We start from the raw sequence: 13,327 nt of genomic DNA on the forward strand, positions 1-13,327 counted from the left end.
ATAAGATGTGCCTATTTACAAATACTTTTTTAGTTGCATTAAATTATCAATTTGCTTTATGTTATTATCTAGAGTCATATTATTCAAATCAAAAAAAACAACATCCATTCCAATGTTTTTCGCTCCAAGTATATCGGCTTCATAACTATCCCCAATCATAATACTTTGGCTTACTTTAGTATTTGCCAATTCAAGCGCAAAATTAAAAATTTCAGGATTGGGTTTCTTAACACCAACCATTTCTGAATTGGTTACTGTTTTAAAATATTTAATAATTTTAGATTGCGTTAACTTTTTATGTTGTACTTCATCAAATCCATTGGTTATAATGTGCAAATTGTAGTTAACACTTAAATAGTCTAAGATTTCAAATGTGTTTTCAAATAAATGGTTAAATGTAGAAAGGTGCGTTATATAATCTTTTGATAGTTTATAAATTAACCACTCTTCGGCCTGAAAACCAACAGCCTCAAAAGCATCATTTAATCTTCCATAACGCAAGGCTTCTTTTTCTATTTTTTCTTCTCTATAAAGCTTCCAATATTTAAAATTTATAGGCACATAATGTAACAGAAAATCATCTATACTTAAACTAACATCATTTATTTTGAAAATTTTTTCAAAAGTCAACGCCGAGTTTTTATCAAAATCCCATAAGGTATGATCTAAATCAAAAAAAACATCTGTAATACCATTAAGCTTCATTTGCTGAATCTAAAATTATATTAAACAATTCCTTAAACCCCTTCCATCTATGACTATCGCTAAATGTATAATTATGAAATATTGGAACAAATTCCCCATTTACTTGTTTTATTTCGTAAATGATTTCATTTAAAAGCTTCTTTTTATCCAGTAAAGACTGGTTTTTTAATAATGCATAATCCATAACCTGATACGAGTTAATTTTTAAAGGCGTTTGCACTTCATAATCTAAATCATAAAATAAAAAAGGCGTGCAAGAACCTGCTCTAAATCCAGCCTGATTTACATAACCCATAGTATAATCTTCTTGAATTTCCAATGTTATCAAGTTCCTATATGATTCAGGCAAATTAAGTTTTGAAAAAGATTGCCTTGATGCTTTTAAATTGGTATTCAGGATATCTTCCATTCGTGATTTTTCTTTTTTTAAAATAGATTCATCTTCTATAGCTAAAAAAGATATTTTGAGACCAACGTTACAATAATCTGCTACATGTTTTATAAGAGATACAAATCTTTTTTTATTTGGATTAATACCCTTATCGTAAGTCGAATAATCTCCTATTAAAAAAAAGAAAAGAAATTTAAAATTGGATATTTTTTGTCTATTTATTAAATATTTAAAGGTGTCAAACGGATCATGTTTAAAACCAAGTAAAACAGCAAACCTATAATACAAACTTCTAAATCTAAGTCTTGAAAAATCTTTAATAACACCTCCTAAAGTCCGCATAATACCTTTTAATTTATAACTATATGCACTAGGCACATCAATAATAGGCTTTATACTATAGGTTTTTGTTGGAAATTTAAATTCTGGGAATTGTTTTTGTAAAGCAGCTTTAAATTTATAGGCCCAAATGTCCACAACGGGTTGATGTAAAAACCCTTCTTTGTAGGCTAAACTCTCCGTTGCGGTAAAGCGCCCAAACTCATCTTTTACATGAGGCAAATATTCCTCATAACGTGACAATAAATAAAAGGAAGCCGAAAAAATATCAAAAGGCATAGCGCTTTTATCTCCATTATAAAAAAAGCATTTTGTCCGCCCCCAATCATGTATATTAATATCGACATCACTCAAACCTTGCTCAAATAAAATATCATGACTTTTAATAAAAAACTCGTTTCCTAGTTGTTGTTTGGTGTACGACATTTTCATGCTGTCGTGTGCAATAAACACTTCTATTTTAGTAGTAAAACTTACTTTTACACCCAAAACTCTTGTGCAGATATGCTTGAAAACATATTTTAATCTAGGAGATATTTTATGGGTATAAACTAAAAGCATTTTTTGAAAAATTTCAATTTTAAAAAATTACAAATTCCATTGTTTTATTATTTAGGATTTTGGGATTTTATATTTGATTTTTTTTAGCACTTTCACAATAATGATTCATCTGCAAAACTAAAGTATGCTTTTTCTGTTATAATTAAGTGATCTAAAACCTTTATATCTAAATTTTGTGCTGCAACTTTTAATTTTTGGGTGATTTGTTTGTCAGCGTTACTTGGTTTTAAAGTTCCAGATGGATGGTTGTGTACCAAAATTAATCCTATGGCACCAACTTCTAGTGCCTTTTTAAGCACTAAACGAACATCTACTAATGTTCCTGTTATTCCGCCTTTACTTAATTGATTTTTTTGAATGACTTTATTAGAGTTATTTGTGTAAATAATCCAGAACTCCTCGTGTTGTAGTTCGCCAATAATAGGTTGCATGAGCTCAAAAACAGATATACTAGATGTTATTCTTTTCTTTTGCAGAGCTTCCTCACTTCGTCGTCGTCGTCCTAATTCTAAAGCTGCTATTATAGATATTGCTTTTGCCTCACCTATGCCTTTAAATTCAGTAAGTTGCATGATAGACAACTTACCTAACTCACTTAAATTATTATCGACATTGGATAGAATACGTTTGCACAAGGCTACAGCACTTTCATCTTTATTACCAGAACCTATTAATATGGCTATTAATTCTGCATCGCTTAAAGCAGACTTACCTTTATAGAGTAATTTTTCGCGTGGCTGATCGTCTTGACTCCAGTTTTTTATGGGTAATGAGGGTGATTTTTCTTGCATTGGTTAAAGATAAATATTCAATACTTTACAAACAATTAAATTATTTGTAAAGTATTTATCTTTTTTCAAACAACTAAATAACTTGCTCATTTAGAGTATTATTGGAGTAAGATTTCAATAATACATAAAGTTTTTCAGGGCTAAATGGTTTACCCATAAATCCATTCATCTTATAACGTTTTGCTTTTTCTTTAATATCAGTTTGAGCAAATGCGGTTAAGGCTATTATTGGAATATTTGATTTAGATATATCTGACATATTTCTAATAATTTTAGAGGTTTCATAACCATCTAAAATTGGCATTTGCAAATCCATTAAAACCAAATCAAAATCTAAATCAGAATCTTTTAAAAGCTCTAGAACCTCTTGACCATTTTCTGCTACTTTATAATTTACTTTCCATTTTAAAAAGAACCGTTTTAAAATAAGAACGTTCATTTTATTATCTTCTGCAATTAATACATTTATATTTAAAGGCTCATAATTTGGTTGCATTTTTATCATGTTCGGCTCGTATAGGTTAAGCCTATTACTTACCTTGTATGTAATAATAAAAGAAAAAGTTGCTCCATATCCTAATTGACTTTCAACCTTTAAATCACTTTTCTGCAGGTTTAATAATTTCTTGCTAATTGATAAACCAAGACCAGTACCTCCATATTTTATTGAAGTTTCGGAATTAGCTTGCATAAAACTTTCAAAAATAGAGTCTTGTCTACTTTTAGATATACCTATACCTGTATCTACAACCTTAAACTTAAGGCTTATTTTGTTTTTATTTATACCTAAATTTTTAACACTAAGCACAATACTTCCTTTTTCTGTAAATTTTAAAGAGTTACTTAGCAAGTTTTTTACTATTTGCGTGAGTTTTAATTTATCTCCAATAATGTTATCTGGAATATCATTTTCTTTTGTAACATTAAAAACGACTCCTTTCTTTTCTGCCCTTAATACAAAATGAGATTTTATATTTTCTAAAAAATAATTTAGGCTAAAATCTTTTTCTACAAGTTTTAATTTTCCAGATTTAATTTTATTAAAATCTAACAAGTCATTTATTAAACCTAATAAATGTTCTCCCGAGTATTTTAAGGCTTTGAGGTTTTCAACTTGTTCTGGCAAATAATCTTCCATTAACAGAATATTTGTTAATCCTGTAACAGCATTTAATGGTGTTCTAATTTCATGAGACATGGTTGATAAGAACTCATCTTTAGATTTACTTGCTTTTTGCAGCTGAATTTCTGTTTCTTTTAAATCTGTCACTTCTATAATTGTACCAATAAAACCAACTGGCAAACCATTATTATCTTTAATTAGTTTTGACTTTAACTCAAACCACATTGATTTATTATTCTTTTTGTGCTTAAAAATAAACTCAATACGTTTCTGCTTTTTAGAAAATAACTCGTGGAAATCCCTATCCCCTTCAATATTTTTACCAATTAAAAAATCCTTAAAATTTTTACCCAAAGTTTTTTCAATATTATACCCTGAATATTTTTCCCAAGCGTTGTTTAGGAACGTAAAATTCCCATCCATGTCGGTTTCAAAAATAACGCCTCCAATATTATCTACTAAATTTTTTAATTTTGTTTTAGTAGTATCTCGTTCGTTAATTAATTTTTGATTGGCAGCAAAAAGTTCTTTTGAACTTAGCTCCAGAATATTTTCTATATGAGAAATATCTTTATCAAAACTCTTATAAGCATCATTAATTGTACTTAAAAAATCTGCTAATTGAGGATTATCAAAATCATTTAAATTTGCTTTTCTTAGCTGTCGCCTTAAAAGCCTATGTAAATCATTATTTAACATTCTGAAAGTGTTGTTATTGTCATGGTTTGATTATGCAATTCGCAAGGCGAAAACTCACCAAATGGTGCAATTTCACCATAGGAATAAAACCCTGTAATACCTGGTTTACCCCCTATAACATCGCGTACCGCTTCCACTTCTTCTTCTACTAATTGTTTTAAAACCAATCTTCGGCCAACACAACTAATAAGAATTGCTAGTTCTGATGTTTCTTTTAAGTCTTTATTAGCTGAAATTGCTGAGTCTTCAGCACCACTAATTAATCTATCTATATTGGCTTTCATTAATCGAACATAGGAATCTTGGGGTATATTCCCTGCAAAAGTCAAACTTTGCTCTTCTTCATTTATTGCTAAAATTGTTCTTACTAAAGGTATTGCATTTTCACTATTCCTCATACTCAATGGAAAAAGCAATCCTGAGCTAGGTAAATCATTTGCATGTTCGCCTAAAAACGATTTATAAATTTCTAAAGCTGGCATTCCATCCAACTCATATAGTACATTTTTATCGGATTTTGTAACTAATCTTTCAATTCCAAAACTGTCCCAACCGCCTTTAGAGCTATATCCAACTTTTAAATCATTACCATAAAAACCAAGTCCAATTATTGTTTTATCAACTATTTGATCATCATTAATTACAAACGTTTTATTAAAATCTGCTCCATCTGCTGCCAATCCACCTGTAATACTCACATGAGGTAACTTTGATTTTAAACCAGAAACTAAATCGGCACCATTAACGTTTAATCCATCACTTAAAACAATAACATGCTTTAAACCATTTTTATCTAGACTATTAGCAATATTTTTGCCCGCTTTAAAGCTACAGTTCATATCCTTTATTTCAAAAGAAACTTTTTTTAAGGTTGTTTTTTCTAGCTGAATTGCTGTTAACGATACGGTTTTGTCTTTTACTGTTACATCAGATATCTCACCTGCAGTAGAGCATCCTATTATTGTAGATCCTGGATACTTTTTATTTAAAGCACCTAAAACTTCATGCTTTAAGTTAAACTCTGGAGATATAAATAGTAAGAATAAATTAGCTTCTATATGTATAGAATCTATAGTATTTGACCAATTATTTTCTGTAAGTGAAATTTGTTGAACTTTCATAGTTGGGGTAATTAGATGACGAATCTAAACATTTTATCGAACATTTACAACATTTTATCGGAAAAAAAACTAAATTATGTAAGAAAATAGAATAAAAAATAAGTTTTTAAATGATATTCTTTTATCGTAAATTTCAAATGTCATTACAATCATAAATTAAAAAATAAGAGTCTCCATTCTTGAATGGCATAAAAAACACACATTGAATTATCCACCAAAACATCATCAAGACAACAATATTGATCACATGATAGAAGTGATTAAAACGTATCCTTTGGCTACAGTAATCTCAACAAAAGATAATGCACCATTAATCACGCATTTACCTTTAATTTATAATGAAGCTGGGAAACTCATAGGGCATATTGATATTTACAATCCTCAGGCTGAACGTATGAAAGACGACCAAGACATTACCATTATTTTTTCTGGTCCGCAATGTTATATTTCCCCTAGTGTTTACGCTTCTAAGCAATTACCAACATGGAATTATATTAAAGTACATCTAAAAGGCACGGTTAAAGCTATTGAAAGTAAAGACGCTCTAAAGCAATCATTAATAACTATGACCGAGTTTTTGGAAGCGCCAGAACATAAATATATTTTAGCACCTGATAACAGAAGCATGAAGGCTTATTTAGATTATATAAAGATGTTTGAAATTACTATTAATAGTTGGGAAGGCAAGTTTAAACTCTCACAAGACAAAAAACCAAAGGATGTAGAACTTGCTAAAAATGAATTGATTCGGGCTAATAAATCAAGTGTTGAGGCCTTTTTAGCGAAAGTTTTTCAATCTTGACTTTCTTTGAATAAATATCGAAAATGCACGCAATTTTTTTATCTTTTGGTTTTTAAATTTTATATTTACTAAAAAACAATTTCTCTCTCTATTTAACATGAAAAAGAACACTATATATAGTCGTTATTTGTTTATCTTAATTTGTAGTTTATTCCTTCATTTAGACTTAAATGCACAACAATTTCGAAGAGTAGACATACAAGCTGGACTTGGTGAAATCTTCAATAATAATGGTGTTGCCGTTGCAGATTATGATTTAGATAATGATTTAGACATATTTATTGTTGGCGAAAAAACTTTTGATGAAAACAACCCTACTACCTGGAGCAGGTTATTAAAAAACAATAATAATGGAAGCTTTGAAGATGTAACTATTGAAGCCGGTTTTGCAGAAGGGTTTAATCATGATATTAATTTAGATAATGGGCTTGAGCTTGGAGATAAAATGGCAGTGTCTTGGGGAGATTACGACGATGACGGCTATCCAGACATCTTTTTAGCAAATGCTGGACAAAGTCAACTTTATCATAACAACGGCAATGGGACCTTTTCCGATGTAACTATTCTTTTAGGAATTAATACTTTCTGTGAAAACTGCTACTATTCCGGTGCTTTATGGTTTGACAATAATAATGATGGTTTTTTAGACTTATATCTTACTGATTATAAATCAACTACAGATAACAAACTTTTTCAAAATAATGGTAATGGGACTTTTACACTTATTTCAGATACAAATGTTGGAGGTCAATCTAATAGTCTATCTGCCATTCCTATTATTGCAAACGACGATGCTTACATAGATTTATATGTCGCAAATGATTTTGCTCAAAATAACTTTTTTTTAGTAAATCAAAATGGAACTGGTTTTACCGAAGCTGCTATAGAATTTGGCATTGAAGATCCTTTTTGCGGTATGGGCTTAGCTACATGCGATTTTGATAACAACGGCGTTTTTGAGTTATTAGTCACAAATATTGACACCAATGGTTTTTATGTTAAAAACGGTGAGAACACTTATGAAAATCTAGCCCAAGATTTAGGGATTTTCAATACGGGTTGGTCTTGGGGTATCAACTTTTCAGATTTTAATCATGATGGTTATGAAGATTTGTATATAGCCAATGGCATGATACAAAAAATCCCTAACAAGTATTTTAAAAATGTTCCAGGCCCAAATGGTAGGGCGTTTGAGGATACACTTCTAACGGATTCACCAATTGAAGAATCAAAAAGTAGGAGTACCATTTCATTTGATTATGATAATGATGGTGATTTAGATTTAATTGTTACAAATTTTTCTGGTAAACTTTATTTATACGAAAACACAAGTATCGATACTTTTTTTACTAACGAAACAAGTGGCAATTACATTAAGATAGAACTTGAAGGTACAGCTTCCAACACAAACGCTATAGGTACAAAAGTTGAACTATATCCTAATACGGGTCCCGATCAATTTAGATATCACCATGGATCTGCTTACCTTTCCCAATCCATTTTACCAGTTCACTTTGGGTTATCGACCGCCTCAGTAATAAACAGCATTGTTGTAACATGGCCTTTGGGCTCAAAAGAAACCTTCTTTGATGTGCCTGTTAATAATACCATTAAAATTACAGAAGGAAGTGGTTATTCAATAGTACCAGATAATACCGCTGTAAAAATAGAAGGCTGTACGGATACCAATTCATGCAACTATGACCCTAACGCCACTATAGACAATGGTTCTTGTCTTTTTTTAGAAGCAGGGTCAATAACTGGAAATACGACTACGAATACTTTAAGTGTTGAAAATTATACATATTCTTCAAATACAGAAGACCAATTTGAATGGACGGTTACAAACGGTGAAATTTTAGATGGTCAAGGTACAAATAGCATTAGCGTTAGATGGCATGTGGCTTCTCAAGGTCGTATTTCAATAATAAGCAGAAATGATATTTGTTCTACAGACGTTATTAGCTTAAATATAACTTTAACAAGTCCCGATGTAGAAGAAAATGATTATTCCGTAGCAAGACTATGGAATGAAGTTTTACTTGATGCTATTAGAAATGATTTTGCCAGACCAACAGTTCATGCTCGCAATTTATTTCATACCAGCATTGCCATGTATGATGCTTGGGCCATATATAATGATGACGCTCAAACTTATTTTATAGGAAAAGAAGTCCAAGGTTTTAGTAGTGAGTTAGATGAATTTATTTCACCTCAAGATACAATAGCTAGTATTAATGAAACCTTAAGTTATGCAGCTTATAGAATTTTAAAGCATCGTTTTAGCAAATCGCCAAATGCTCAGATAACTTCGGCTAATCTTGATGATTTGATGGCATTATTAGGCTATGATACTAATGAGACTTCGGTTGATTATTCCAATAGTAACCCTGCAGCTTTAGGTAATTACATTGCTGCCAAGATTATTGAATTTGGCTTTCAAGATGGCACAAATGAGTCTAATGCTTATGATAATGAATATTATGAACCCGTAAATGACCCTTTAGTTCCGGCAGTTAGTGGAAATGAAACCATTAGTGACCCAAACAGATGGCAACCGCTTTCTTTGGAAGTATTTATTGATCAAAGCGGAAATGTAATCAGAGAAACAACACCCGGTTTTTTAAGTCCAGAATGGGGAAATGCTTCGCCTTTTGCTTTAAATAATAATATGTTAACCAACTTTGAACGCGACTCAAATACCTATCGTGTTTTTCATGACCCCGGACAACCACCAACAATAGGAACAGGAGACGCGCAATCAAATGATATTTATAAATGGGGGTTTTCTTTAGTTTCCGTTTGGGGAGCACATTTATCCCCAGATGATGGTGTTTTATGGGACATCTCTCCAAAGTCTATAGGTAACATCCCGATTTCTTTATTTCCAAATGATTTTGCTGATTATGATGATTTTTATAATCTAATGGATGGTGGAGATATAGGCACTGGGCATTCATCAAACCCCATTACAAATGCGCCATACCAGCCGCAAATGGTCCCAAGAGGTGATTACGCTAGGGTTTTGGCTGAATTTTGGGCAGATGGCCCAGATTCCGAAACGCCTCCAGGTCATTGGTTTGTTCTATTAAATTATGTTAGCGATCACCCATTATTTGAAAAACGGATGAAAGGTGAAGGTGATATTTTAAACAATTTAGAATGGGATGTTAAATCATATTTTATGCTAGCAGGAGCTATGCATGATGCCGCCATATCGGCTTGGAGCATTAAAGGCTGGTATGACTATACCAGACCTATTTCTGCAATACGATACATGGCAGATAAAGGGCAGAGCACCGATAACACATTGGACAATTATCATGAAGATGGTATTCCTTTAATGGATGGTTTTATTGAAATAGTCAATGAATCTGATGACCTAGCTGGAACAAGTAATGAACACTTAGGCAAAATAAAACTCAACACTTGGCGAGGTCATGATTATATCAATGATGTAGAGACCGATGTTGCTGGAGTTGGTTGGATTTTAGCCGAAAATTGGTGGCCATATCAAAGACCTTCATTTGTAACACCACCATTTGCTGGATATGTTTCTGGACATTCAACCTATTCCAGAGCAGCAGCCGAAATTATGACCCTACTAACAGGAACTGAGTTTTTTCCTGGTGGCATGGGTGAGTTTATAGCGAAACAAAATGAGTTTCTTGTTTTTGAAGAAGGACCTAGCCAAGATATAACATTGCAATGGGCAACATATAGAGATGCTTCAGATCAATGTAGTTTATCTAGAATTTGGGGAGGTATTCACCCGCCAATGGACGACATTCCTGGACGAATAATTGGTGAGCAAATTGGTATTGATGCCTTTAATTTAGCTGAATCTTATTTTATCAAACCAACAACACCTAATGAAGTTAACCAAGAATCTGGCATGACTTTGTATCCTAACCCTTTAATTATATCAAATGAAATAACGATTACTAATACTTTTGGAAATGAAGAATTCATATTATTTGATTTATACGGGAATTTAATACCCGTAAGTCCAAATTATTTTGAGGAAAACAGCACCACAAAAATTGAAATAAATAACTTATCGACTGGCTTATACATTCTAAAATCAAATAAAAAATCATGGAAGGTTATTATCAGATAGTGGTTATTTGACTGAAACTTTATTAGCAGAGATTGCTTAAAACGATAAACAATTTATACAATCAATCCCTTAACCGCATCAAAATCCAATCCACCATAATTACCAGAACTCATGAGCAATAACGCTTTATCATCAAAGTTTTGAGAAAATAAAAATTCTATAAAATCGTCTGGATTGGTATAGATAATTAAGTCATCACGCTCAAAAGCATTAGCTATTTGATTATGGGTTACTTCTTCCAGCTTTTTAATTTCTACGGCATGTGGCGAATAGAATACCACAGCAACATCGGCTGCATCAAGTGCACCTTTATATTCTTTTAAAAATTCAGCATTTAAGCTACTGTAGGTATGTAACTCCAAACAGGCCACTAAAGTCCTGTTTTTATATTGTTCTTTAACGGCTTGTGTCGTGGCTTCAACTTTACTTGGCGAGTGTGCAAAATCTTTGTAAGCTACGCTGGTTTTACCTTCTGCAATCTTTTCCAGGCGTTTACTTGCACCTTTAAAAGTTGAAATAGCTTCATAGAAATCATCTTCATCAATTCCCATATGTTGGCAAATCCATTTTGCCCCAGCAAGGTTGTTCAAATTGTGTTTACCAAAAACTTCTATCGGTAAATCACCCTCAGATGTTACTAATAAGGTTTGCCCATTATCTATACTATAATCTGGAGTTTGGTATGCTAGTTTCCTAATCGTGTTTTCACTAGCTTCCACAACACGCTTAACCTCGGAATCCTCTTGATTGTAGTTGATACTTCCACCGCTAACAATAGAATCTACAAAAATGCTAAACTGCTCTACATAATTTTCATAGGTTGGAAACACGTTTATATGGTCCCAAGCTATACCGCTTAATAAAGCAATATTGGGTTTATATAAATGAAATTTTGGTCGCCTGTCTATCGGCGAGCTTAAATATTCATCACCTTCAAGAACTATAAAATCATTATTTTCAGTGAGTTTCACCATCACATCAAAGCCTTCTAACTGGGCACCTACCATGTAATCCACCTCTCTATCATGGTAATGCATCACATGCAAAATCATAGATGTTATGGTGGTTTTACCATGACTACCTCCAATAACTACTCGGGTTTTATGCTTGGACTGTTCGTACAAAAACTCAGGATAACTATAAATTTTCAAGCCTAACTCTTGAGCCTTTAGCAACTCAGGATTATCTTCTTTCGCATGCATTCCTAAAACAATAGCATCTAAATTTGATGTGATTTTTTCTGGATACCAACCAAAAGTTTCGGGCAATAAGCCTTTGGCTTCTAATCTGGATCTTGAAGGTTCAAAAATAGTATCATCACTTCCTGTTACATGATAGCCTTTATTATGCAATGCTAGAGCTAAATTGTGCATGGCTGCACCTCCAATAGCTATAAAATGTACGTTCATTTATGTTGTTTTGAAGATTTTCAAATATAGTTTTTTCGTTACGAATTCTCGAATGATTCTTCTTGAAATTGAATGTTTTTGAAAAGACTAAAAGTCATAACTACTAATTAACCTACATTGTGGATTGAAGAGGAAAGCTCGCCCACTTGCAATGTTGTAGATGAAGTGTGTAGTAATACCTAAATATTAGAGATTTAAAATCTCCTCCTTTTGTCTTCTAAATGGTTTTATTTTTGGAAGTTCGGCAATAGCCATATCAATATATCTTAAGGCTTCAGTTTTATTTCGTTTATGCATGTGAATTTGGGATAAACGATAATTTGCCCATGCTTTAGGAACACCATCTTCGGCAGAATAGTTTTTAAGATAGGTATGCAAACACGCTTCGCCTTTTTGGAGTTCTACATTGTACTCTGCTGCCACTTTACCTATTTGGTAATGCAGAGCGTTGCGCTTGTGCTTATCTTTAGCTTTTTCAATAGTACCTATGGCTTTTTGAGGTTCATTTTCGTTTTCATAAAGCTTTGTCAACTTATCAAAACAGGTTAATGATCCACCTTCTTTTATTGCCATTTTATAATATTTTTCAGCCAATTCAGGTTCGTCATCATATTCGTAAACATACCCTATTGCTAAATATCCATCAACCTTAGAGATGTTTTCTAACTCATACGCATACTTTAAAGATTTGCTTTTGCTTCCTCCAAGAATGCTTGGCAGTTGCATATATAGTTCCACCAAAGCCCAGCGCGTACCAATGTGATTTTCATCTAATTCTGCAGCCTTTAAAAACGATGATTTTAAATCGCCAATAAAACCTAAAGCCTTAAACTTGTTTTCCAAAGCTTTCATACCCAAAGCACCGCCATACTTGTAATGATAATTGGCATTGTTTTCGTTAGCTATCACTAGCTTTTCGTAAGTATCAATAGCATAATCCCACCTTTCTTGATATCCATAAGCATCACCTAACAACTCAATAGCTTGTTGATCATTAGGATTTGCTTCTAAAAATTTAACTAATAAATTCTCAGCTTTTTTAAATTGTTTTTTTTGAAAAAGTGATTCTACCCCATCAAGATTAGATTGACAGATTGCCATAATTGGAAATAAAAACAGGAGCAAAAATTTATTCATAGCAATTAAGTAGATAACGCAAAAATACTGTTTCTATTTTACTAATAAAAATCTTACCTTCCCTCAACCAAAAATACAATTCTCTCATTTGTGTTTTTTTTTGGTACAGCTTTTGAAAGTATTTTAAAA

At 32.1% G+C, this 13,327-nt stretch carries 9 protein-coding genes; 2 read left to right on the forward strand and 7 right to left on the reverse strand.

Going from position 1 to position 13,327, the window contains the following annotated elements:
• Positions 1-15 precede the first annotated feature (15 nt).
• The 5 genes from ABD941_RS04670 to ABD941_RS04690 all read right to left on the reverse strand — a co-directional run bounded on the left by ABD941_RS04670 (position 16) and on the right by ABD941_RS04690 (position 5,730).
• The gene (locus ABD941_RS04670) at positions 16-705 is read right to left on the reverse strand and encodes a YjjG family noncanonical pyrimidine nucleotidase (protein ID WP_345272866.1); all 690 of its coding nucleotides are present in this window, start codon (positions 703-705) and stop codon (positions 16-18) included.
• Positions 695-1,996 carry a polysaccharide deacetylase family protein gene (locus tag ABD941_RS04675; RefSeq protein ID WP_345272867.1) on the reverse strand — a complete coding sequence of 434 codons (1,302 nt, stop codon included), beginning with the start codon at positions 1,994-1,996 and terminating at the stop codon, positions 695-697. The genes ABD941_RS04670 and ABD941_RS04675 overlap by 11 nt, the downstream gene beginning before the upstream one ends.
• Positions 1,997-2,088: 92 nt before the next feature.
• Entirely contained in the window at positions 2,089-2,787 is a 699-nt protein-coding gene (gene radC / locus ABD941_RS04680) for a RadC family protein (protein ID WP_345272868.1), read from the reverse strand.
• 73 nt (positions 2,788-2,860) lie between these two features.
• Complete coding sequence (locus tag ABD941_RS04685; RefSeq protein WP_345272869.1) at positions 2,861-4,609, reverse strand: PAS domain-containing hybrid sensor histidine kinase/response regulator; 1,749 nt, start codon at positions 4,607-4,609, stop codon at positions 2,861-2,863.
• Positions 4,603-5,730 carry an FIST signal transduction protein gene (locus ABD941_RS04690; protein ID WP_345272870.1) on the reverse strand — a complete coding sequence of 376 codons (1,128 nt, stop codon included), beginning with the start codon at positions 5,728-5,730 and terminating at the stop codon, positions 4,603-4,605. The genes ABD941_RS04685 and ABD941_RS04690 overlap by 7 nt, the downstream gene beginning before the upstream one ends.
• Positions 5,731-5,932: 202 nt before the next feature.
• On the opposite strand from ABD941_RS04690, the gene ABD941_RS04695 reads away from it, so the two are divergent.
• Both ABD941_RS04695 and ABD941_RS04700 read left to right on the forward strand, forming a co-directional pair.
• Entirely contained in the window at positions 5,933-6,532 is a 600-nt protein-coding gene (locus ABD941_RS04695) for an FMN-binding negative transcriptional regulator (RefSeq protein ID WP_345272871.1), read from the forward strand.
• Between the two features lie 97 nt (positions 6,533-6,629).
• The gene (locus ABD941_RS04700) at positions 6,630-10,652 is read left to right on the forward strand and encodes an FG-GAP-like repeat-containing protein (RefSeq protein ID WP_345272872.1); all 4,023 of its coding nucleotides are present in this window, start codon (positions 6,630-6,632) and stop codon (positions 10,650-10,652) included.
• 53 nt (positions 10,653-10,705) lie between these two features.
• Here ABD941_RS04700 and ABD941_RS04705 read toward each other — a convergent pair whose 3' ends face one another.
• The gene (locus ABD941_RS04705) at positions 10,706-12,061 is read right to left on the reverse strand and encodes a UDP-N-acetylmuramate--L-alanine ligase (RefSeq protein WP_345272873.1); all 1,356 of its coding nucleotides are present in this window, start codon (positions 12,059-12,061) and stop codon (positions 10,706-10,708) included.
• Positions 12,062-12,247: 186 nt separating this feature from the next.
• Positions 12,248-13,162 (reverse strand): tetratricopeptide repeat protein, encoded by a 915-nt coding sequence (locus ABD941_RS04710; RefSeq protein WP_345272874.1) that lies wholly within the window; start codon positions 13,160-13,162, stop codon positions 12,248-12,250.
• Positions 13,163-13,327 lie beyond the last annotated feature (165 nt).

The sequence above is a fragment of the Flaviramulus aquimarinus genome (genome assembly GCF_039543205.1).
In the GTDB taxonomy this organism is placed as follows: Bacteria; Bacteroidota; Bacteroidia; order Flavobacteriales; family Flavobacteriaceae; genus Flaviramulus_B; species Flaviramulus_B aquimarinus.

What these genes read in the sequence shown, in the direction of transcription:
- ABD941_RS04670 (WP_345272866.1), bottom strand. Translation starts at nt 705, where the DNA reads ATGAAGCTTAATGGTATTACAGATGTTTTTTTTGATTTAGATCATACC.
- ABD941_RS04675 (WP_345272867.1), bottom strand. Translation starts at nt 1,996, where the DNA reads ATGCTTTTAGTTTATACCCATAAAATATCTCCTAGATTAAAATATGTT.
- radC (WP_345272868.1), bottom strand. Translation starts at nt 2,787, where the DNA reads ATGCAAGAAAAATCACCCTCATTACCCATAAAAAACTGGAGTCAAGAC.
- ABD941_RS04685 (WP_345272869.1), bottom strand. Translation starts at nt 4,609, where the DNA reads ATGTTAAATAATGATTTACATAGGCTTTTAAGGCGACAGCTAAGAAAA.
- ABD941_RS04690 (WP_345272870.1), bottom strand. Translation starts at nt 5,730, where the DNA reads ATGAAAGTTCAACAAATTTCACTTACAGAAAATAATTGGTCAAATACT.
- ABD941_RS04700 (WP_345272872.1), top strand. Translation starts at nt 6,630, where the DNA reads ATGAAAAAGAACACTATATATAGTCGTTATTTGTTTATCTTAATTTGT.
- ABD941_RS04705 (WP_345272873.1), bottom strand. Translation starts at nt 12,061, where the DNA reads ATGAACGTACATTTTATAGCTATTGGAGGTGCAGCCATGCACAATTTA.
- ABD941_RS04710 (WP_345272874.1), bottom strand. Translation starts at nt 13,162, where the DNA reads ATGGCAATCTGTCAATCTAATCTTGATGGGGTAGAATCACTTTTTCAA.